At 67.2% G+C, this 19,355-nt stretch carries 22 protein-coding genes; 11 read left to right on the plus strand and 11 right to left on the minus strand.

Going from position 1 to position 19,355, the window contains the following annotated elements; genetic code table 11:
• Positions 1-79: 79 nt before the first annotated feature.
• A complete protein-coding gene (locus FBQ73_RS20255) occupies positions 80-1,243 on the plus strand; it encodes a cell wall hydrolase (RefSeq protein WP_138401357.1) in 1,164 nt (387 codons plus the stop codon).
• Between the two features lie 102 nt (positions 1,244-1,345).
• Here the strand turns inward: FBQ73_RS20255 and FBQ73_RS20260 are convergent, their stop codons facing one another.
• Entirely contained in the window at positions 1,346-1,963 is a 618-nt protein-coding gene (locus tag FBQ73_RS20260) for a YqgE/AlgH family protein (protein WP_138401298.1), read from the minus strand.
• Between the two features lie 192 nt (positions 1,964-2,155).
• Between FBQ73_RS20260 and FBQ73_RS20265 the strand changes: the two genes are divergently transcribed.
• Together FBQ73_RS20265 and FBQ73_RS20270 are read left to right on the plus strand one after the other, a co-directional pair.
• Positions 2,156-3,007 carry a protein-disulfide reductase DsbD domain-containing protein gene (locus FBQ73_RS20265; RefSeq protein ID WP_138401299.1) on the plus strand — a complete coding sequence of 284 codons (852 nt, stop codon included), beginning with the start codon at positions 2,156-2,158 and terminating at the stop codon, positions 3,005-3,007.
• Positions 3,008-3,125: 118 nt separating this feature from the next.
• Complete coding sequence (locus FBQ73_RS20270; protein WP_138401300.1) at positions 3,126-3,611, plus strand: peroxiredoxin; 486 nt, start codon at positions 3,126-3,128, stop codon at positions 3,609-3,611.
• A gap of 90 nt (positions 3,612-3,701) precedes the next feature.
• Here the strand turns inward: FBQ73_RS20270 and FBQ73_RS20275 are convergent, their stop codons facing one another.
• Complete coding sequence (locus FBQ73_RS20275) at positions 3,702-3,908, minus strand: YdcH family protein (RefSeq protein WP_138401301.1); 207 nt, start codon at positions 3,906-3,908, stop codon at positions 3,702-3,704.
• Between the two features lie 302 nt (positions 3,909-4,210).
• On the opposite strand from FBQ73_RS20275, the gene FBQ73_RS20280 reads away from it, so the two are divergent.
• Positions 4,211-4,390 (plus strand): YdcH family protein, encoded by a 180-nt coding sequence (locus FBQ73_RS20280; protein ID WP_138401302.1) that lies wholly within the window; start codon positions 4,211-4,213, stop codon positions 4,388-4,390.
• Positions 4,391-4,522: 132 nt separating this feature from the next.
• Positions 4,523-6,352: an ABC-F family ATP-binding cassette domain-containing protein gene (locus FBQ73_RS20285; RefSeq protein ID WP_138401303.1), complete on the plus strand. Its 1,830-nt coding sequence runs from the start codon at positions 4,523-4,525 to the stop codon at positions 6,350-6,352.
• A 12-nt stretch (positions 6,353-6,364) separates the two neighbouring features.
• On the opposite strand, the gene FBQ73_RS20290 is transcribed toward FBQ73_RS20285, so the two are convergent.
• The 6 genes from FBQ73_RS20290 to FBQ73_RS20315 form a co-directional block, all read right to left on the minus strand.
• Positions 6,365-6,841 (minus strand): MaoC family dehydratase, encoded by a 477-nt coding sequence (locus FBQ73_RS20290; RefSeq protein ID WP_138401304.1) that lies wholly within the window; start codon positions 6,839-6,841, stop codon positions 6,365-6,367.
• Positions 6,838-7,302, minus strand: coding sequence for a MaoC family dehydratase (locus FBQ73_RS20295; RefSeq protein WP_138401305.1), 465 nt, complete (start codon positions 7,300-7,302; stop codon positions 6,838-6,840). Before FBQ73_RS20295 ends, FBQ73_RS20290 begins: the two co-directional genes overlap by 4 nt.
• Positions 7,303-7,744: 442 nt before the next feature.
• The gene (locus FBQ73_RS20300; RefSeq protein WP_138401306.1) at positions 7,745-8,203 is read right to left on the minus strand and encodes a MaoC/PaaZ C-terminal domain-containing protein; all 459 of its coding nucleotides are present in this window, start codon (positions 8,201-8,203) and stop codon (positions 7,745-7,747) included.
• Positions 8,204-8,321: 118 nt separating this feature from the next.
• Positions 8,322-9,419 carry a redox-regulated ATPase YchF gene (gene ychF, locus FBQ73_RS20305; protein ID WP_138401358.1) on the minus strand — a complete coding sequence of 366 codons (1,098 nt, stop codon included), beginning with the start codon at positions 9,417-9,419 and terminating at the stop codon, positions 8,322-8,324.
• 164 nt (positions 9,420-9,583) lie between these two features.
• The gene (gene pth / locus FBQ73_RS20310) at positions 9,584-10,192 is read right to left on the minus strand and encodes an aminoacyl-tRNA hydrolase (protein WP_138401307.1); all 609 of its coding nucleotides are present in this window, start codon (positions 10,190-10,192) and stop codon (positions 9,584-9,586) included.
• Between the two features lie 70 nt (positions 10,193-10,262).
• Complete coding sequence (locus FBQ73_RS20315; protein ID WP_138401308.1) at positions 10,263-10,874, minus strand: 50S ribosomal protein L25/general stress protein Ctc; 612 nt, start codon at positions 10,872-10,874, stop codon at positions 10,263-10,265.
• Positions 10,875-11,121: 247 nt separating this feature from the next.
• On the opposite strand from FBQ73_RS20315, the gene FBQ73_RS20320 reads away from it, so the two are divergent.
• Positions 11,122-12,135, plus strand: coding sequence for a c-type cytochrome (locus tag FBQ73_RS20320; protein WP_138401309.1), 1,014 nt, complete (start codon positions 11,122-11,124; stop codon positions 12,133-12,135).
• A gap of 22 nt (positions 12,136-12,157) precedes the next feature.
• Here FBQ73_RS20320 and FBQ73_RS23430 read toward each other — a convergent pair whose 3' ends face one another.
• The 3 genes from FBQ73_RS23430 to FBQ73_RS20330 form a co-directional block, all read right to left on the minus strand.
• Positions 12,158-12,283, minus strand: a complete 126-nt coding sequence (locus FBQ73_RS23430; protein ID WP_269149865.1) for a hypothetical protein — start codon at positions 12,281-12,283, stop codon at positions 12,158-12,160.
• Positions 12,284-12,418: 135 nt separating this feature from the next.
• Entirely contained in the window at positions 12,419-13,546 is a 1,128-nt protein-coding gene (locus FBQ73_RS20325) for a zinc-dependent alcohol dehydrogenase family protein (protein ID WP_138401310.1), read from the minus strand.
• A gap of 205 nt (positions 13,547-13,751) precedes the next feature.
• Positions 13,752-14,399, minus strand: coding sequence for a TetR/AcrR family transcriptional regulator (locus tag FBQ73_RS20330; RefSeq protein ID WP_246089796.1), 648 nt, complete (start codon positions 14,397-14,399; stop codon positions 13,752-13,754).
• Positions 14,400-14,680: 281 nt separating this feature from the next.
• Between FBQ73_RS20330 and FBQ73_RS20335 the strand changes: the two genes are divergently transcribed.
• The 5 genes from FBQ73_RS20335 to FBQ73_RS20355 all read left to right on the plus strand — a co-directional run bounded on the left by FBQ73_RS20335 (position 14,681) and on the right by FBQ73_RS20355 (position 19,264).
• Positions 14,681-15,247 carry an OsmC family protein gene (locus FBQ73_RS20335; RefSeq protein ID WP_210236844.1) on the plus strand — a complete coding sequence of 189 codons (567 nt, stop codon included), beginning with the start codon at positions 14,681-14,683 and terminating at the stop codon, positions 15,245-15,247.
• A gap of 81 nt (positions 15,248-15,328) precedes the next feature.
• Positions 15,329-16,450, plus strand: coding sequence for an acyl-CoA dehydrogenase family protein (locus FBQ73_RS20340; protein WP_138401311.1), 1,122 nt, complete (start codon positions 15,329-15,331; stop codon positions 16,448-16,450).
• Positions 16,451-16,592: 142 nt separating this feature from the next.
• Positions 16,593-17,456 carry a sulfurtransferase gene (locus FBQ73_RS20345; protein WP_138401312.1) on the plus strand — a complete coding sequence of 288 codons (864 nt, stop codon included), beginning with the start codon at positions 16,593-16,595 and terminating at the stop codon, positions 17,454-17,456.
• A gap of 12 nt (positions 17,457-17,468) precedes the next feature.
• Positions 17,469-18,089 (plus strand): 2-hydroxychromene-2-carboxylate isomerase, encoded by a 621-nt coding sequence (locus FBQ73_RS20350; RefSeq protein WP_138401313.1) that lies wholly within the window; start codon positions 17,469-17,471, stop codon positions 18,087-18,089.
• Positions 18,086-19,264, plus strand: coding sequence for an NAD(P)/FAD-dependent oxidoreductase (locus tag FBQ73_RS20355; protein WP_138401314.1), 1,179 nt, complete (start codon positions 18,086-18,088; stop codon positions 19,262-19,264). The genes FBQ73_RS20350 and FBQ73_RS20355 overlap by 4 nt, the downstream gene beginning before the upstream one ends.
• Positions 19,265-19,355: the final 91 nt, after the last annotated feature.

Raw genomic sequence — 19,355 nt, forward strand, 5'->3', positions numbered from 1 at the left:
CGCCGCTTTCGCCGCCGTGCCGCCCGCAATCGCCGGGGCGGATGGCGCCGATTCCCGTTCATCCGCCAGCGGGCTCGTCATGCTGGCCGCGCCGGCGCGGGCGCTCAAGGTCAGCACGCTGGACCTGCCCCAGCCCATCGGCACCGGACTGCCCGAGCCGCGTGTGGTGTTCAACGACGCGCCGCGGGTGATCCGACCGGGGGCGGCCATCGTCACCGCCTCGCTCACCGATGTGGCCGTACCGCCTGAGGCTTTCAGGGCGGCTGCCATCGCCGGCGCGCCGATGGCAGATGACCTTACCCCGCCGCCCGCCGCGGCGATGGCCTCGGCATCGGACGACGACGCCTTCGCCTATCCCCCGCCTCTGGTTCTCGACGCCGAGGATGTGCCCGCACGCACCGGGCCGAGCCAGCCCCACCTCGAACTCGCCCTCGACCTGCTGCTGGAATTGCCGCTGATCCAGGATAATTCCGGCCCCATCGCCGAGGATGCCTCCTTCGGTCCCGATTTCGGCGCGGTGCGGGAGAGCGAAGGCGCTCCCGCCGGGGAGGCGCCGCCCGCTGCGACCATCGAAGAGGCCGACGCGCAGCCGGCGCTCCATCACGATCCGGTCGCGGTCTTCAGCCGTGATCCCAACGTTTTTCCGGCGCTGGCGTTCGAATATCACGCCCTGGCCGAGCAGGGCTTCGTGCCGCTCCCGGCCCCGCGCCCCACCGGCGCGGTCGAGATCGCCACCAGCGCCGGCGCCGAGGCGGTGGAAGCAGCGGAGGATGGCGAGCGCGACGGCATCTGGCCCTCGCCCGCCCAGCGCCTCAGCCTTGCCGGCGAGCAACTGGCGCGGGCGCAGAAGTGCTTGGCGGAAGCCATCTATTTCGAAAGTCGGGGTGAGCCCAAGCGGGGGCAGGTGGCGGTGGCGCAGGTCATCGTCAACCGGGTGTTCTCCGGCTACTACCCCAACGACGTGTGCGGCGCCGTCTACCAGAATGCCCACCGGCATCTGGCCTGCCAGTTCACCTTCGCCTGCGACAATGTGCGCGACGTGGTGCGCGAGCCGGACATGTGGGTGCAGGCCAAGGATATCGCCGCCGACATGCTGGACGGCAAATTGTGGCTCACCAGCGTGGGCCGGGCGACCCATTACCACGCCTACTGGGTGCACCCGAGCTGGGTGAGGGAGATGCGCAAGCTCGACCGCATCGGCGTGCACACTTTCTATCGCCCCCGCCGCTGGGGCGAGGGCTGAACCCACTGTCCGGCGTGTTTCACTCAACGCACTTTGGATAAATCGCGCGGAGCCTGAGCGTCGCACTCTCGGGACCCAGGCATAACCACCGGCCTGCCGGCGTCAGGCGTGGCCGGCGTCGCTTGAGAGCATGCCGGGGTCAACGCCCAGCTTGCGCAAGGCCAGGTTGTATTTTGCATCCACCCCCTCGCCGAAGATGAGATCCGAATCAGCCGGGCAATTCAGCCAGCCGTTGGCCTGGATCTCGGTCTCCAACTGGCCGGGCGCCCATCCGGCATAGCCCAGCGCCAGCACGGCGCTGCGCGGGCCGCGACCACCGGCAATGGCCTTCAGGATGTCCAGCGTCGCCGTCAGGCAGATGCCGTCATCAATGGGTAGGGTGGAGTTCTCGACGAAATAGTCGGCCGAGTGCAGCACGAAGCCGCGCCCGGTCTCCACCGGCCCGCCACGCAGAACCTTCACCGCTCCGGCGCTCTTGGGCAGCAAGATGCGCTCGGAGGAGGGGATCACGTCGAGCTGGACCAGGAGGTCGGTGAAGTCGATGTGGCTCGCCGGCTGGTTCACCACGATGCCCATGGCCCCCTCTGCTGAGTGGGCGCACAGATAGACGAGGGTGCGTGCGAATTGCTCGTCGCGCATGGTGGGCATGGCGATGAGCACCTGCCCGTCGAGAAAGCTCGACCCGCCGCTGGGGACGTTGGGTTTCTGGCTCGCAATCATTGTCAGAGGGTACCGCGCATCCGGACTTTTGGAAATGCGAATTGAGCGCGTCGCCGCAGGGGGTGGATGCGGAAAAGGCTTTAACCACCCCTTGTCCGTCCCTTGCCGACTTCTTGTCCGACCTTGGCCTGTCACACGCTTGTGCGCGTAGGGGGCTTTGCGCGCCGCCGCGGAGAGGCTACCGGCTGGGGCATGAACTTGCTGCGCACGTTGGCCGAGAGCGGCCGCATGGGGCTTGCCGCCCTGTCCATTTCGGGCCTTTGGCTTGCCGCCCTGCCGGCTCGGGCCGACACCCTCGCCAAGGTCCCGGGGGCCGAGGTGGAACTCATCGCCGGGGCGGTCGAGGGCGTCCAGGTGGATGCCGGCATCGAGGTGCGCCTCGCTCCCGGCTGGAAGACCTATTGGCGCTATCCCGGCGACAGCGGCGTGCCGCCGGCCTTGGCGTTCGAGGGGTCGCAGAACGTGGCCGGCGTTTCCATAGCGTGGCCGGCTCCGAAGCGCTTTTCTGACGGCGGTGGCGGGTTTTCCATCGGCTACAAGGGCGCGGTGCTGTTCCCGCTGAAGGTGGAGCTTGCCGATCCCGGCAAACCGGCGCGGCTCCAGATCGCGTTTGATTTCGCCGTTTGCGAGGCTTTGTGCATGCCGGCGAAGGTTGACCTTTCCCTGGTCATCGACGCCGCCGGCGGGGAGGATGCGGCACGCATCGCGGCCGCCCGCGCCACCGTGCCCGCCGCGCAGGCGCTGGGGTCCGTCGATACTCCCTCGGTGCGGTCGGTTGCGCTCGATACTGCGGCAACGCCCCATCGCCTGGTCATCGAGGTGAAGGCCACGAACCCAAAGGCCGACCTGTTCGCCGAAGGGCCCGATGCGCACTGGGCCCTGCCGCTGCCACAGAAGACTGCGCTGCCTGATGGAGTGGCCCGCTTCGTGATGCCGCTGGACGGCGTGCCCTCCGGAGTAGACCCCACGGGCGCGCCTCTCACCTTGACCCTGGTGGACGGCCCGAAGGCGATCACCACCACGGTGCCCGTTCCGGCGCCTTGAAAGGGTGCGCGGGCGCCTCTGCGACGGGCCGCGTGATACTGCCGGCGCGCTTTTCTCCTCCGTAAAACCCCGTATTGTCGGCGCGGGCCGGAACGGCCTGCGACTTTCGGAGAAAACGATGCCCATTTCGGTCGGCGAAAAACTGCCCAGCGCCACCTTCCGCGTTCCCACCGAAGACGGCCCCGTGCCGAAGACCACCGACGAGATCTTCAAGGGCAAGAAGGTGGTGCTGTTCGCGGTGCCGGGCGCCTTCACGCCCACCTGCCACAAGAACCACCTGCCGGGCTACGTCCATGAGGCCGACGCCATCAAGGCCAAGGGCGTGGATGCCATCGCCGTGGTCTCGGTGAACGATCCCTTCGTCATGGGCGCCTGGGAAAAGGCCTCCGGCGCGGACGGCAAGATCGTGTTCCTGTCCGATCCCGACGCATCCTTCTCCACCGCCCTCGATCTCACCTTCGACGGCTCGGCCGCCGGCCTTGGCGTGCGCTCCAAGCGCTATTCCATGGTGGTGGAAGACGGCGTGGTGACGAGCCTGAACGTGGAGGACGTGCCCTCCAAGGCCGATATCTCCAGCGCCTCGGCTCTGCTCGCGCAGCTCTGAGCGCCTTCGCACCGCCTTGGCCCTCCGGCCTGGCCGGAGGGCTTCCTCAGGCGGCCCCGGTCCGGTGCCGCGTCTGGCGGCGCAGCGGCCTCAGGCGATGATGTCCGGGAACAGCTGATCCTCCACTTGGCTGATGCGATCCTTCAGCTGCAGCTTGCGCTTCTTCAGCCGCTGGATCTGGAGCACGTCCGATCCGGACACCGCCAACAGTGCGTCGATGGCGGTGTCGAGGTCGCGATGCTCCTGCTTCAGCCGCTCGAGATGGATCCTGAGATCCCGTTCGTCGTCGCTCGTCATTCCCACATCCGTCACCGGCAGGATCGGCATCGGCATCCGCGGGCCATCACGCCGGGCGGCGCCGGCAGACCCCCATGGACACAAATACGCGACCCCGCTGCCGCATCGCCGAGGCCCTGGAAAACGACCGCTTCCCAAGGATGCAACAGGGCAGCCGCCCTTCCCCCGAATTCGGTACTGACTATGGCATGCGCTTGCCGCGCTGCAAGATGGGAGCTTGCCGGAGGATCAAGAAAGGCAATCGACTCTTCGTCGGCTCCGTGACAGACTGATGTCGTGTTGCAGACAGGGAGAGGCTTAGAATGTCCATCCAGTCGCACCTTCAGGAGTTGAAGCGGCGCCATCAGGCCATTGAGCAGGAACTCAACCGCGAACTTGCACGTCCGGCTTCCGACACCGTTCGCATTGCCGAATTGAAGCGCAAGAAATTGGTCCTTAAGGACCAGATGACCAAGATCAACGGATCTTCCACCCTACATTGATGGTTTGACGGGACGTCCCCGGCCGGGCGGTCGTGTCCGGACGGGGCGTTTTCGGGTCTTGCGAACCGAGCCGAGCGGCCGGCGCCGCAGCAACCCTTTGCGTTCCGGCGCCGGGGGCTTTAATCCGGCGCCATGGCTCCTCCCCTCGTTCTCCTCCAGGACATCCATCTGCGCTTCGGCGCCACACCCCTGCTCGACGGGGCGGAACTTTCGGTTTCCGCCTCCGAGCGCGTGTGCCTTGTCGGGCGCAACGGTTCCGGCAAGTCGACGCTGCTGAAGGTGGCGGCGGGCATGGTGGCGCCGGATTCCGGCACCCGTTTCTTCCAGCCCGGCACCACCGTGCGCTACCTGCCGCAGGAGCCCGATTTCTCCGGCTACGCCACGACCTTGGCCTATGTGGAGGCGGGGATGGGGCCGGGGGATCAGGAGTATCGCGCCCAATATCTGCTCGACGAGCTGGGCCTGACCGGTCGGGAAGACCCCTCCAACCTCTCCGGCGGTGAGGCGCGGCGGGCCGCGCTCGCCCGCGTCATCGCGCCGGAGCCGGACGTGCTGCTCCTCGACGAGCCCACCAACCATCTCGACCTGCCGGCCATCGAATGGCTGGAAAGCGAGCTGAGGGGCCTGCGTTCGGCCATCGTCCTCATCAGCCATGACCGGCGCTTCCTGGAAACCCTGTCGCGCGCCACCGTGTGGCTCGATCGCGGCCAGACCCGGCGGCTCGAACAGGGCTTTTCCGCCTTCGAGGCCTGGCGCGACGAGGTGCTGGAGCAGGAGGAGACCGAGCGCCACAAGCTCGACCGCAAGATCGTCGCGGAACTGGACTGGCTGCGCTACGGCGTCACCGCCCGGCGCAAGCGCAATGTGCGTCGCCTCGGCCTGCTGCATTCCATGCGCAAGGACCGCCGGGACGAGCGCCGCGCCGTCGGCAACGTCAAGCTCACGGTGAGCGAGGCGGAGACCTCCGGCAAGCTGGTCATCGAGGCCAAGGGCATTTCCAAGTCATACGGCGACCGCACGGTGGTGAAGGATTTCTCCACCCGCATCCTGCGCGGCGACCGCATCGGCATCATCGGTCCCAACGGCGCGGGCAAGACCACCCTCATCAAGCTCTTGACCGGGGAACTCGCCCCCGACAGCGGCACGGTGAAGCTGGGCACCAACCTGGAGATCGCCAGCCTCGACCAGAAGCGCGCGGCGCTCGATCCCACCACCACCCTGCGTGATGCGCTCACCGGCGGCGGTTCGGATCAGGTGATGGTGGGCGGCCAGCCCAAGCACGTCATCGGCTACCTGAAGGACTTCCTGTTCTCCCCCGACCAGGCCAACGCGCCGCTCTCGGTGCTGTCGGGCGGCGAGCGTGGCCGGCTGATGCTGGCGCGGTCCCTGGCGCTGCCCTCCAACATGCTGGTGCTGGACGAGCCCACCAACGACCTGGACCTCGAGACCCTAGACCTGTTGCAGGAGATGGTGGCCGACTATCCCGGCACGGTGATCCTGGTGAGCCACGACCGTGACTTCCTCGACCGCACCGTCTCCAGCGTCATCGTGGCCGAGGGCGACGGCGTGTTCCGCGAATATCCCGGCGGCTATTCGGACATGGTGACGCAGCGCGGCCGCGGCGTGGAGGCGCGGGACAAGGGCGCGCCGGTGGTGAAGGCCAAGGCCGGCGCGGGGGAAAAGAGCGAGCCGGCGACGGCCGCACCGTCCCCGTCCAAGGACAAGCGCAAGCTCTCCTTCCACGAGCAGCACGCGCTGAAAACCCTGCCGAAGACCATGGCGACACTCAAGACCAAGGTGGAGAAGCTCGCCGCTGAACTAGCCGACCCGGCCCTTTACGCCCGCGACCCTGCCCGCTTCCAGAAGACCTCGGCCGCGCTCACCGAGGCCCAGGGCGCACTGGATGCGGCGGAAGAAGAGTGGCTGCGGCTGGAAATCCTGAAGGAGGAACTGGAGGGCTGAGCGAGAGGCCGCTCAGCCGCCCTTGCGGGCCACCAGCACCGCGCTCTCGAAATCGATCACCAGGTCGCCGTGCTGGTTGGTGCCGGAATTATAGGCCTTCAGCAGGCCCCATTGGGGCCGCCCGCGGGTGGCGATCTTCTCCCGCGCCTCGGTGGCGTAGGTGATGGTGTCGCCCGCATAGACCGGCTTCAGCCAGCGCAAATTGGTGAAGCCGGGGGAGGGACCGACCTCCAGCATGCGCCCGCCCTTGGCCTCGAGCGCCTTGGTCGATCCCGTGTTGAAGGCGATGAAGAACTTCATCCACATGGATGCCGTGTGCCAGCCGGAAGCCACCAGCGCGCCGAAATGGCTGCGCTTGGCTGCCTCCGGATCCACATGGAAGGGCTGGGGATCATAGAGCTTGGCGAAGGCGATCATCTCGGCTTCCGTGAAGGTGTGGCGGCCGAGTACCTCGTGGTCGCCGATTTCCAGTTCCTCGAAATAGGTCATGCGAGGCGTGCTCCCGGATTGCGGCGGCCGATCATGATGACGCAGACCTGCGACATGGCAACGGTCTTGTCCGGCTTCACCAGCTCGAAGCGGAAGGTGACGAGGCCCATGTCCGGCTTGCTCTTGGAAGTGCGGCTTTCCAGCACCGTGCGGCGCAGGGTCAACACGTCGCCGGGAAACACCGGGGCGAGCCACTTGTTCTCGGTGATGCCGGGGGAGCCCATGCCGGCGGTGCGCAACAGGAAGCCGTCGCAGATCAGCCGCATGAGGACGGCGCAGGTGTGCCAGCCGGACGCCGCCATGCCCCCGAGCAGGGACGCCTTGCCGGCCTCCTTGTCCAGATGCATGGGCTGGGGATCGAACTCGCGGGCGAACGCGACGATCTCCTCCTCGCCGAACTGGTGCGAGCCGAACGTCTTCACCTCACCGATGATGAAATCTTCGAAGAAGATGTCTGGCAAGGCGTCCCTCCTGTCGTTGGACTGCGATGGAAGGCGAGGATGCCGCAAACGTCAAGGTGGGCTGGGGATAAGGGGCTGCACGGGCGATCAGAACATCATCTTGTCCACGCCGATCAGCTCGTGCCGCATGTTGAGCGGCACCGGGAAGCCGTAGCCCTCCACGCGATTGGCGGAGCGCAGCGCGCCTTCCTCAGAACCAGGGACTAAAGAGCGTCGACCCCATGGGCGACCATAACATGGCGTCCCTCAGCCAGTCGATCTCATAGCGGTATGTTCAGGATGGACCCCAAGTGTTCTGTTGTTGAAATTTGATCTCGATCTGAATTTATCCGATCTCGTTTCGAAGAAAACGCGTGAAATGTAGAGGGCATTGAAGCCAGTCGGCAGGTGATTAATTTTAATTCTGGCTAGAGAGAGGTGGTTAGTTTAGATCGCCTTGGCTTTAGAGCAAAGCCGCCGGCGCCATGTGCTTGATCTCGAAGGTGAGGACTTCCGTGCCATCCTCCCGCTGGGCGCTGTTGCGGCGGTGAAAAATGGTCCAGCCCGGCCTGCTGCCGCTGGGGCGGGCATCCAGGACCTCGGTGAAGAAGGTGAGGGTATCGCCCGCGCGCACGGGGGCGAGCCATTTCAGCTCGGTCATGCCGAAGCCCACGCCCACCGGCGAGAGCACGGCCGGGTGATCGGGCGGCAGGCCGTCCACTGCGGCCGCGCGCACGAAAAGGCCCATCCAGACGCAGGCCGTGTGCCAGCCCGAGGCGACCAGACCGCCGAACGGGGAGGCAGCGGCTGCCGCCTCGTCCACATGGAAGGGCTGGGGATCGAAGGCTTGGGCGAAGCGCAGGATCTCCGCTTTCGTGAAGGTGAAACGGCCGATCTCCACCGGCCCCTCGTGCCCGGCCATTCCCGATCCCTTATACTGTCGGCCTCGGTCTTGGTTGGAGGCCAAGTGGGTTACGCTCAAATGCCGCGCAGGCTCGACCAATGGCCATGAGCCAAGCTCTTGGCCATTGGTCTGGGCTTCAGTTGGCGAAGCGGAAGTGCAGCACGTCGCCGTCGGCGACCACATATTCCTTGCCTTCGAGGCGGAAGCGCCCGGCCTCGCGGGCGCCGCCCTCGCCCTTGAACTTCACATAATCGTCGTAGGCGACGGTCTCGGCGCGGATGAAGCCCTTCTCGAAATCCGAATGGATCACACCCGCCGCCGCCGGCGCCTTGGTGCCGGCCGTGATGGTCCAGGCGCGCGCCTCCTTCGGCCCCACGGTGAAATAGGTGAGAAGCTGGAGCAGTTCGTAGCCGGCGCGGATCACCCGGTTGAGACCGGGTTCGTCCAGGTCGATGGCCTCCAGATAGTCCTTCTGCTCCTCGGGGGGCAGGACGGCGATCTCGCTCTCGATCTTGGCCGAGACCACCACCGCCATGGCGCCTTCGAGCTTGGCCCGCTCGAACACCTGCGCGGAGAGGGCGTTGCCCTCCTTGGCCGAGGCCTCCTCCACGTTGCACACATAGAGCACCGGCTTGGCGGTCATGAGGCCGAGCTGGGAGAACAGTTTCTCTTCCTCCGGCTTCACCTGCGCGAGGCGGGCGGGCTTGCCCTCGCGCAACAGGACCAGGGCGCGGGTCATGAGGTCGAGGGTTTCCTTGGCCTCCTTGTCGGCGCCCTTGGCCTTCTTCTCCAGCGCGGCCGCGCGCTTCTCCAGGCTTTCGAGATCGGCGAGCATCAGCTCGGTCTCGATGGTCTCGATGTCGTCCACGGGAGAGATCTTGCCCTCCACATGGGTCACGTCGCCGTCCTCGAAGCAGCGCACCACATGGGCGATGGCGTCGCACTCGCGGATGTTGGCGAGGAACTGGTTGCCGAGCCCCTCGCCCTTGGAGGCGCCGCGCACCAGCCCCGCGATGTCCACGAAGGTGAGCCGGGTGGGGATGATCGCCCCCGAGCCGGCAATCTCGGCCAGGGTATCGAGCCGCGGGTCGGGCACCGCGACGTCACCCACATTGGGCTCGATGGTGCAGAACGGATAGTTCGCCGCCTGCGCCGCCGCGGTCTGGGTGAGCGCATTGAATAGGGTGGACTTGCCCACGTTGGGAAGCCCGACGATGCCGCATTTGAAGCCCATGGAACGCTCGGGTTTGGCCGCCGGCCGGTATCGGGGCAGCAGTGTCAGATTGGCGAGGGATGTCGCGGGGACAGCTCTTGCCATCCGCATATCCCCTCACGGCGTGGCTCCGCAACCCATGGGACCATCACGCCGGGCCGCATCGGTCCGCGAAGGCCCGCGCCTCAGCCCTTCTCGCCCACCCGCTTCTGCTCGCCGAAGCCCTGGGCATCCAGGAACAGGTGGGCGCGGTTCTGGAACTCCTCCGGCCGCTTCTGGGTGAGCAGGTCGGCAAAGTCGGCGCAGGCGTCGCAGATGGCGTCGAGCCAGGGTTTCTCGCTCTTGGCGAAGTCGTTGAGCACATAGGCATGCACCAGCGCCTTGTCGCCGGGATGGCCGATGCCGAGGCGGATGCGGAAATAGTCGTTGCCGCACTGGGCGGTGATGGACCGCAGGCCATTGTGGCCCGCATTGCCGCCGCCCTTCTTGATGCGCAGCTTGGCGGGGGGCAGGTCCAGTTCGTCGTGGAAGACGAAAATGTGGTCGAGGGGGATCTTGTAGAAGCGCTGCGCCTCGGCGACGGCGCGCCCGCTCTCGTTCATGTAGGTCTCGGGGAACAGCGCGATCACCTTCTCGCCGCCGATCTCGCCCTCCGCCGCCATGGACTGGAAGCGGCGGCGCAGCGGGCCGAGGCGGTGGCGGCGGCAAATGGCATCAAGCGCCATAAAGCCGATATTATGCCGGTTGCCGGCATATTTCGGGCCGGGATTGCCGAGCCCTGCGAACAGGAACATGTGGCGCCTCCGGCCCGAATATTCTGGACCATCCGGCTGCCAGTGCGGCAGCAGGATGGAGATCGCCAGCTCAGGCCTTGGCCGCTTCAGCCGCGTCTTCGGCCGCGGCATCCGCCTGGCCCGACGGGGCGACGACGGTGCCCAGCGTGTCATCGCCATGGCCGGCCCAGGTCACGCCCGCGGGCAGCTTGATGTCGGACAGGTGGAAGCTGTCGCCGTAGTTGGCACCGGTCAGGTCCACTTCGACGGAAGCCGGGATCGACTCGGCGGGGCAATCCAGCTCCACGGCGTGGGCCACGACGTTGAGGGTGCCGCCAGCCTTGATGGCGGGGGAGGCTTCCTGGTTCACGAAGTGCACCGGCACTTCCACCGTCACGGTCGCGCCCTGGGACACGCGCAGGAAATCCACGTGCAGCGGGAAATCCTTCACCACGTCCATCTGGTAGTCGCGGGGGATTACGCGGTGCTTGGTTCCGTCCACGTCGATCTCGAACAGCGTGGTGAGGAAGTGGCCAGCGTAGATGGTCTTGTTGATCTCGCGGAAGTTCAGCGAGATCGTCACCGGCTCCTGCTTCTCGCCGTAGATCACGGCGGGCACGCGCCCGGCGCGGCGCTCGGCACGGGCGGCCCCCTTGCCGGCCCGCGGGCGCGCCACAGCCTTCAGTTCCTTGATGGCAGTCATGGCACTCGTCCTAACATTGATAAGATTCTACAACGACGCATGTCGCGATGCGGGCACGCGTCTTCGACCGCGGCACGCCTCCAGGGGGGCGCATGCCGCGAGCGAAGGCGCGCTTATAGCGGTGCGCCGGCATGGATGCAAGAAAGGCGGGCCTTTTCAGGCATCGCAAAATACCGTGGGGGAAGAGATGCGGCGAAGCGCAGGGCGCAATGGGGCGGCGGCCAGCCTGCTTTCAGGCCTGGTCCTGATGGGGGCATTCGTCCCGGGGGCGGCGCTGGGCCAGCAGGCCACGCCTCCCCCGCCCGCGGCCGAGCTTGCTGCCAGCCTCGCCACGGCCAACGCACGCATCGCGGTGTGGGACATTCCCGATATCGATCTTCTGCCCGATGACGAGAACGGCCGTCTCGTCCGTTACGGCCGCTCGGTGCTGGAGGAGAGCGCGCGCCATATCGGTCCTGACGCGGCCGACCCGGCCCAGCGCTTCGCCGGCAACAACTTGGCCTGCGCCAACTGCCATCTAGATGCCGGGCGCAAGAAATTCGGCCTGCCGCTGGTGGCCGCGGCGGCGGATTATCCGCGCTATTCCACCCGTTCCGGCGAGCGGGCGGAGCTCGCGGACCGCGTCGACAGCTGCATGACGCGCTCCATGAACGGTCGCGCTATGCCACGGGATGCGCGGCCCATGCGCGCCCTGCTCGCCTATCTCACCCTCCTGTCCTCGGCGCTGCCGAAGGATGCGAACATCGCGGGGGCCGGCGCCGGTGCCATCCCGCTGCTCGACCGGCCGGCGGATCCCGCGCGCGGGGCGGTGGTCTATGCGCAGACCTGCGTCGTCTGCCACCGGTCCGGAGGCGAAGGCCTGCGCCGTAACGCGGTGGATGCAAGCTTCGGCTATGGGGTGCCGCCGCTGTGGGGGCCAGACAGCTTCAATGACGGTGCGGGCATGAGCCGGCTCATCACCATCGCCAATTTCGTCCATGACAACATGCCGAACGGCGTCAGCTGGGTCATGCCGGTGCTTGCGCCGGAGGACGCCTGGGACGTCGCGGCCTATGTGGCAAGCCAGAAGCGGCCCCATCGCGCGGGGCTCGACCGGGATTTCCCGGACCTGCTCGACAAGCCCGTGGACACTCCCTACGGCCCCTATGCGGACGGCTTCCCGCAGGCGCAGCACAAGTATGGGCCGTTCGGCCCCATCGGCGCCGAGATCGCGCGGCTGAAGGCAGCCAAGGGTCGCGTCCCCAATCCAAACGTACGGTGAGGGTGTTCGGGCACCCGGCCGCCTATTTGGGCGTGCCGGACTGGCAGGCGTTCGGCTTGCCCTGGCCGAACCAGTTGCCGCATTTGTCGCAGCCGCCGAGGCCGAGGGCGAGCGCCGCGACCACGGCGAGACGGATGACGGCGCGCATGGCTTCTCCTGTTCGATGCGGCGCGACTTTAGAGCGTTTTCGCGCGAAGTGGATACCGGTTCGCGCGAAAACGCGTCAGCCAAGTCGTGCTCGCCAAGCGGCGGGGAAGGGAATCCCGTCCCCGCCTGCTCCGGCTCAATAGACGATGACGTGCCGCACCACCTCGCCGCGGTCGAGGCGGTCGAAGCCCTCGTTGATCTCATCGAGCGGACCGGTGGAGGAGAGCAGGCGGTTCACCGGCAGTTTGCCGCGCTGGTAGAGCGCCATGAAGCGGGGAATGTCGCGCGGCGGCACGCAGCTGCCCATGTAGCTGCCCTTGATGGTGCGCTCTTCTGCCACGAGGTGCACCGGGGGCAGCGAGACCCGGGCGTTGGGATTGGCGAGGCCGCCCGTGGCGGTGGTGCCGCCGCGCTTGGTGATCTTGTAGGCCAGCTCGAAGGCGGGGGCGGAGCCTGCCATCTCCACCGCATGGTCCACGCCGCCCTTCGTTGCGGCCTTCACGGCATCCACCACATCGGGATCGTTGGCGAGGAAGGTGTCGGTGGCGCCCAGCGAGCGGGCGATGTCGAGCTTGGCCGGCGACAGGTCGAGGGCGACAATCTGCTCCGCCCCGGCCGCCACCGCGCCCATCACCGCCGACAGGCCGACGCCGCCGAGGCCCACCACCGCGACGCTCTGGCCGGGCCGCACGCCGCAGGTGTTCACGATTGCGCCGACGCCGGTCATCACCGCGCAGCCGAACAAAGCGGCATCCACCAGCGACATCTCGGGGTCGATCTTGATGATGGAGCGGCGCGATATCACCGCATATTCGCCGAAGCCGGAAATGCCGCACAGATGATAGGCATCGGTGCCGTCATCGCAGGTCAGCCGCCGGCCGCCGCCGAGCAGGGTGCCGGCGCCGTTGGCCGCCTGGCCGGGGCCGCACATCTGGGCCCGCCCGTCGAGGCAGGAAGGGCAGGTGCCGCAGGTGGGCACGAAGCTCATCACCACATGGTCGCCGGGGGCAAGATCGGTCACGCCGGGGCCCGGCTCCACCACCACGCCGGAGGCCTCGTGGCCGAGCACCATGGGCAGCTGGCGGGGACGGTCGCCATTGATCACGGACAGGTCGGAATGGCACAGGCCAGCCGCCGCAATCTTGATCAGCACCTCGCCGGCCTGGGGCGGGGCGAGCTCAACCGTTTCAATGGAGAGCGGGCGCGTCTGTCCGTAGGGCTTGCTCACAGGGGACGCACGGAGCACGGCGGCGCGAATACGCATGATATTTCCTCCCGAGCCTCTTTGCCGACCGTATTGGGGGCGCCGGGGCGCACCGTCAAGCCGGCGCGGCTGCACAGTTGGGAGGGGTGAATTTCAGTCGCGCGGACGGAAAGTCGGGGCACCGGACGCCGCGCGCGCAGCGGCGTCCGGTGCCTTGCGGATGCGGCCCGGCCGCGTGGGCGCCGGGCCGCCGGAAGACGACAGCTCAGGCAACTTCGGCGGCGGTCATGCGGGCGAGCAGCAGATCGGCGGTTTCTCCCGCGAGGAGGGCGACGTTCTCGTCCCGGGTGATCATGGCGGCGACGATGGCCCCGTCGATCAGCAGTCCCAGCTGATGGGCGGCGCCGTCCGGGTCCGGCGCGCCGGCCTCCGCGGCGAGGCGGGAGAGGGTCGCGAGCACCACCTTCTTGTGGGCGAGGGCGATCTGGCGCATGCGATCATCCCTTTTGTCGTGCTCGGCCACCGCATTGATGAATGGGCAGCCGAAGAAACGGTCGTCGCCGAACCAGTCGCGCAGCACCGGGAAGATGCGGCGCAGGCGGGAGAGAGGTGTTGCCTCTCCCTTGAGCAGTTCGCCGAGGAACCAGTCGCGCCAGGCCGCGCCCTCGCGCTCCAGCACTGCTTCCACCAGCCGCTCCTTGGAGCCGAATGCCTTATAGAGCGTCGCCTTCGCCGTGGCCGCCTCCGCCACCACCGCGTCCACGCCCACGGCGGTGATGCCGTATTGGCAGAATAGCCGCGTCGCCGCCGCGATGATGCGCTCGCGCGCCTTCGGTTCAGCCTCGGCAGGCAGCTCCAGGGCGTGATGGGGATTGAAGGTTCCCGCGGTGCTCCCTGCCTGGGGACTCCCCATCTGGGCCTTCTGCGTACGTACCTTGGGCGCCTGGGTCCGCGCCGTCTTCGCCTGCTGCATTGCTTCTCACCACCGTGCCGCTTTGGTGGGCACAAAGACAGACCTGTCTGTTAAATACAGGCAGGATTCATGCCGCGCAATCCCGGCGCTGAAACTCGAAAAATCCTGCCTTCTCTTAAGGAAACACCGTTTCCCGGTGGGTGCGGCACGTCAGGCTTGCGTCTGGCACGTGCCGTGCATAAGACAGACCGGTCTGTCTATATCTGCCGAGGAAGATCCCGATGTCTCAATCCAACACCGTCCTGACCGGCTGCCTGATGCCTGAAGCGACCACGGGCTGTCTTGCCCCCATCGACAAGGACGGGCTCGAGAAGCTCATCGCCGCCGGCAAGGCCGACCCGAAAGTCATCAAGACGCTGAAGTGCAAGACGGTGGCCGAGGGTCGCTTCCGTCATGCGAACTACATCCGCAACCTTGCCCCCTACATCGTGGACGAGCCCCCGGGACTGCTCGGCGACGACACTGCGCCGAACCCGTCCGAGGCCTCCCTCGCTGCGTTGGGCTCCTGCCTCGCGGTGGGTCTGCACGCCAATGCGGTGCATCGCGGCTGGACCGTGCGCAAGCTGGAACTCCAGCTGGAAGGGGATCTCAACATCACCGCGGTGTGGGGCACGGGCGATGTCAGCGAGAAGCCGGTGGGCTTCACCGACGTGCGCGTGAAGGTCGAAATGGAGTGCGACGGCGTGCCGAAGGAAGACGTGGACGCCCTCATCTCCCACGTCACCAAGTGGTCGCCGGTGGCCAACACCTTCGTGCGCCCGGTCAACCTCGAGGTGGCGCTGGCCTGATCCGGCCTGCGCCATCTCCACGGCATGCCCGGTTGATCCGGGCGTGCCCCACCTTCCGCCTTCCGGGACCTGAGGATTGCCATGTCGCTGACCGCCGTGACCGCCTTGTCGCCGCATGATCTGTCCGCATCCGAGCTCGATCCGGGGGCGGCCCTCGCCGAGATCGGCAAGATCGCGGTGACCGACCTGTCCGCCTGGGTCCGCGCCATCGACGAGGGCACCTATCCGGCCACCCTGCTGCACCGCTTCGCCGATTCCGGTGCCTTCCGCCTGCATCTCGCCGAGGGGCATCAGCTCGGTGCGGCTATCGAGGGCATGAGCCGCATCTCCGAGGTGTGCACCTCTTCCGCCTTCATGGCGTGGTGCCAGAACACCCTGGTCTGGTACCTGATCAATTCAGAGAACACGGTCGCCAAGTCCAAGTATCTGGCCGCCGCCGCCACCGGCCATGTGCTGGGCGGCACGGCGCTGTCCAATCCCATGAAGTCCTTCTTCGGCATCGAGACGCTGAAGCTGAAGGGCACCCGCGTGGATGGCGGCTACAAGGTGAAGGGCATCCTGCCGTGGGTGTCGAACCTCGGCCCGGACCATTTCTTCGGCGCCATCTTCGCGCTGGAGGGCGGCGAGCCAGTGATGGCGCTCATCGATTGCGCCGATCCTGCGGTGACGCTGAAGCCCTGCGAGCCCTTCCTCTCCATGGATGGCACCGGCACCTACGGCGTGCAGGTCCGCGACCTGTTCGTGCCCGACGACATGGTGCTGGCGCACGAGGCCATGCCTTTCGTGAAGAAGATGCGCGCCGGCTTCATCCTGTTGCAGGCGGGCATGGCCATCGGCCTCATCCGCGACTGCATCGCCATGATGCGCGAGGTGGAAGGCCCGCTGGGCCACGTCAACCGCTTCCTCGACGTGCAGCCGGACGCCATGGCCGAGACCTTGGCCGCCATGGAGGCGGAGGTGAACGCGCTGGCGCAGACCCCCTTCGACGCCAGCCCGGACTATTGGCGGCGCGTGGTGGCGGCCCGTCTTCTCGCCGGCGAGAAGAGCGTGGAGGCGGCGCACAATGCGATGCTCCATTGCGGCGCTCGCGGCTATGTGCGGGCCAGCCGCTGCCAGCGCCGCCTGCGCGAGGCCTATTTCGTCGCCATCGTCACGCCGGCCACCAAGCAGTTGAAGCTGATGCTGGACCAGATGCCAGCCTAGCGCCTTCAGCACGTTAGTGCCCGCCGGCGCGATGAAAGACGCGGCGGCCGGTGCCAAGCCTCCATTTCAGAACACGCGAGGGGCGCAAAGCCTCCGACACCTTCCGGTTTTCTCGTCGTCCACCCTGCGAGAGGGGATCACCATGAGTGCCATTCTGATTTCGCCGTCCGACCTGTCCACGCTGATCCTGTCCGAGCCCACCGTCGTCATCGACACGCGCAACCCGGAGAGCTACGCGGCGGGGCACGTTCCCAGCGCGGTGAACCTCCACGAGATCTTCACCTTCCTCGCAACCTCGACCCCCGAGGGCTATGCGGAACTGCGCGCCAAGTTCGCCGACGCCTTCGGCAAGGCCGGCCTCTCCGGCAAGGAGACGGCGGTGCTTTACGAGCAGTCCATGAATTCGGGCTTCGGCCAGTCCTGCCGCGGCTATTTTCTGCTCACCTTCCTCGGCTATCCCAAGATCAAGGTGCTGCACGGCGGCTTTGCCGCCTGGGAGGCCGCCGGCCTGCCCGTCACCACCGCCGTGCCCGAGCCGAAGGCCGCCGCCTTCCCGGTGGATGAGGCGGCGGGCGAGGTGATCATCGACGCCGCCGCCATGCTCGCGGCGGTGGAGGACCCTGCCGTCGCGAAGCTCGACGTGCGCGACGTGGACGAGTGGATCGGCGAAAGCTCCTCGCCCTATGGCAAGGACTTCTGCCCGCGCAAGGGCCGCATCCCCGGCGCCAAGTGGATCGAGTGGTACCGCATGATGAAGCCCACGGCCGAAGGCCCGCGCTTCAAGTCCGCCCCCGAGATCCTCGCCGAGTGCGCCACGGTGGGCATTTCACCTGAAACCCCTGTCTATCTCTACTGCTTCAAAGGGGCGCGGGCGTCCAACACCTTCCTCGCGCTGAAAGAAGCGGGGGTGAAGGACGTGAAGATGTATTTTGGCTCCTGGAACGAGTGGTCGCGCGACCCGGCGCTCCCCATTGAGGAGGGGCATCCGGCGACGGCCACGGCCTGAACCGAAGGAGCTATGAGCGTGCCCGAGATCACCTGCTATTTCAGCCCTCAATCGGGCTATGCCTATCTGGGGCACCCCCGCCTCGTCGCCATCGCGCGCGAGCACGGCGCCAGCATTCTCTGGCGGCCCGTGGACATATTGAAAGTCTTCGCCGAGGGCGGCTCCACCGCCCCGGCCAAGCAATCTCCCGTGCGCAATGCCTACCGCAAGAAGGACATCGTGCGCTGGGCGAAGCTGCGCGGCATTCCCATCTCCACCGAGCCGGCGTTCTGGCCCACGGACACGCTGCCCGCCTGCCGGCTGATTGCCGCCGCGCAAGGCGAGGGGATCGACCCCGAAGCCCTCATCTTCGCCTGCCTCAGTGCGGTGTGGGCACGGGACATCCAGATTTCCGACCGCGCCAACCTGATCCGCCTCGCCGACGAGGTGGGGCTTGATGGCGCGCACCTCGTGGAACTGTCCGACAGCGTGGCCGCCGCCGAGCAGGTCCAGCGCAACACGGTGGCCGCCATCGAGGCCGGCGTGTTCGGCTCGCCCACCTATGTGGTGAATGGCGAACTCTTCTTCGGCCAGGACCGGCTGGATTTCGTCGCGGCAGCACTGGTGGCCGAAGCGTCGGGGGCGCCGCGATGAGCGCCCCCGTCGTCATCGTTGGGGCGGGGCAGGCGGCGGCGCAGGCCGTCACCTCCCTGAAGGCCGAGGGGTATGCCGGCGATATCATCGTGATCGGCGACGAGCCCTATCTGCCCTATCAGCGCCCGCCGCTCTCCAAGGCCTATCTCGGCGACGAGATGACCGAGGACCGGCTCGAATTGAAGGCGCCCAAGTTCTATGCGGATGCCGGCGTTGACCTGCGCCTCGGCACCCGCGTCCCCCGCCTGCTGCCGGCCGAGAAAACGGTGGAATTGGCGGACGGCTCCCGCCTTGCCTACAGCGCCCTTTTGATCGCCACCGGCACCCGCGCCCGCGCGCTGCCGGTGCCGGGGGCGGAGCTTTCCGGCGTCTTCTCCATCCGCTCCATTGATGACGTGAAGCACTTCCGCGCCGCCGCGGTGCCGGGGGCAAAGCTCGTCATCATCGGCGGCGGCTATATCGGCCTCGAGGTGGCGGCCAAGGCGAAAAAGCTCGGCCTCGACGTGACCGTGGTGGAAGGCCAGCCGCGCCTGCTCGCCCGCGTCGCCTGCGCCACCATCTCCGATTTCACCCGCACCCTGCACGAGGGCAACGGCGTCACCATCCTCACCGGCGTGGGCGTGGCCCGGCTGGTGGGCCCGGAGCGGGTGACGGGGGTGGAACTGGCCGACGGCCGGGTGCTGCCGGCCGATCTTGTGCTCGCCGCCGTGGGCGCGGTGCCAAATGCGGAACTGGCGGCCGAGGCCGGGCTGGTGCTGGAAAACGGCATCCGCGTGGACGAGGCGACGCGTACCAGCGTGCCGGACATCCATGCCGTCGGCGATGTCGCCTCTTTTCCGAGCAGGCTCTATGGCCGGCGGGTTCGCCTTGAATCCGTGCAGAATGCCATCGATCAGGCCAAGGCTGCCGCGAAAGCGATCACTGGTGGTGCTGTTGCATACGATCCAATCCCCTGGTTCTGGTCCGATCAATACGATGTGAAGCTCCAGATCGCCGGCCTCCTCGACGGCTTCGAGCGCACCGAAACCGAGGGCGACGTGGCCGCCGGACGCTTCTGCGTGCGGTATTTCGCGGGGGATCGTCTGCTGGCGGCCTGCTCGGTCAACGATCCCAAAAGCCACATGCTGGCGCGCAAGGCGCTGGCCATTCCGCCGCCGGTGCCCGTACCCGGCTAGGCCGTGGCACGGGCATTGCCATCACGAGGCGTCACCTACCCAGCGTCATCTGCCCGCCCAACCTTTGCAACCCGCCCTCCTGGAGAGCCCT

The organism is Xanthobacter autotrophicus, assembly GCF_005871085.1.
In the GTDB taxonomy this organism is placed as follows: Bacteria; Pseudomonadota; Alphaproteobacteria; order Rhizobiales; family Xanthobacteraceae; genus Xanthobacter; species Xanthobacter autotrophicus.

Excerpts from the sequence above, each read along its gene's own strand:
- FBQ73_RS20255 (WP_138401357.1), top strand. The coding sequence starts at position 80 with ATGCTGGCCGCGCCGGCGCGGGCGCTCAAGGTCAGCACGCTGGACCTG.
- FBQ73_RS20260 (WP_138401298.1), bottom strand. The coding sequence starts at position 1,963 with ATGATTGCGAGCCAGAAACCCAACGTCCCCAGCGGCGGGTCGAGCTTT.
- FBQ73_RS20265 (WP_138401299.1), top strand. The coding sequence starts at position 2,156 with ATGAACTTGCTGCGCACGTTGGCCGAGAGCGGCCGCATGGGGCTTGCC.
- FBQ73_RS20270 (WP_138401300.1), top strand. The coding sequence starts at position 3,126 with ATGCCCATTTCGGTCGGCGAAAAACTGCCCAGCGCCACCTTCCGCGTT.
- FBQ73_RS20275 (WP_138401301.1), bottom strand. The coding sequence starts at position 3,908 with ATGACGAGCGACGACGAACGGGATCTCAGGATCCATCTCGAGCGGCTG.
- FBQ73_RS20280 (WP_138401302.1), top strand. The coding sequence starts at position 4,211 with ATGTCCATCCAGTCGCACCTTCAGGAGTTGAAGCGGCGCCATCAGGCC.
- FBQ73_RS20285 (WP_138401303.1), top strand. The coding sequence starts at position 4,523 with ATGGCTCCTCCCCTCGTTCTCCTCCAGGACATCCATCTGCGCTTCGGC.
- FBQ73_RS20290 (WP_138401304.1), bottom strand. The coding sequence starts at position 6,841 with ATGACCTATTTCGAGGAACTGGAAATCGGCGACCACGAGGTACTCGGC.
- FBQ73_RS20300 (WP_138401306.1), bottom strand. The coding sequence starts at position 8,203 with ATGGCCGGGCACGAGGGGCCGGTGGAGATCGGCCGTTTCACCTTCACG.
- ychF (WP_138401358.1), bottom strand. The coding sequence starts at position 9,419 with ATGGGCTTCAAATGCGGCATCGTCGGGCTTCCCAACGTGGGCAAGTCC.
- pth (WP_138401307.1), bottom strand. The coding sequence starts at position 10,192 with ATGTTCCTGTTCGCAGGGCTCGGCAATCCCGGCCCGAAATATGCCGGC.
- FBQ73_RS20315 (WP_138401308.1), bottom strand. The coding sequence starts at position 10,874 with ATGACTGCCATCAAGGAACTGAAGGCTGTGGCGCGCCCGCGGGCCGGC.
- FBQ73_RS20320 (WP_138401309.1), top strand. The coding sequence starts at position 11,122 with ATGGGGGCATTCGTCCCGGGGGCGGCGCTGGGCCAGCAGGCCACGCCT.
- FBQ73_RS23430 (WP_269149865.1), bottom strand. The coding sequence starts at position 12,283 with ATGCGCGCCGTCATCCGTCTCGCCGTGGTCGCGGCGCTCGCCCTCGGC.
- FBQ73_RS20325 (WP_138401310.1), bottom strand. The coding sequence starts at position 13,546 with ATGCGTATTCGCGCCGCCGTGCTCCGTGCGTCCCCTGTGAGCAAGCCC.
- FBQ73_RS20330 (WP_246089796.1), bottom strand. The coding sequence starts at position 14,399 with ATGGGGAGTCCCCAGGCAGGGAGCACCGCGGGAACCTTCAATCCCCAT.
- FBQ73_RS20335 (WP_210236844.1), top strand. The coding sequence starts at position 14,681 with ATGTCTCAATCCAACACCGTCCTGACCGGCTGCCTGATGCCTGAAGCG.
- FBQ73_RS20340 (WP_138401311.1), top strand. The coding sequence starts at position 15,329 with ATGTCGCTGACCGCCGTGACCGCCTTGTCGCCGCATGATCTGTCCGCA.
- FBQ73_RS20345 (WP_138401312.1), top strand. The coding sequence starts at position 16,593 with ATGAGTGCCATTCTGATTTCGCCGTCCGACCTGTCCACGCTGATCCTG.
- FBQ73_RS20350 (WP_138401313.1), top strand. The coding sequence starts at position 17,469 with ATGAGCGTGCCCGAGATCACCTGCTATTTCAGCCCTCAATCGGGCTAT.
- FBQ73_RS20355 (WP_138401314.1), top strand. The coding sequence starts at position 18,086 with ATGAGCGCCCCCGTCGTCATCGTTGGGGCGGGGCAGGCGGCGGCGCAG.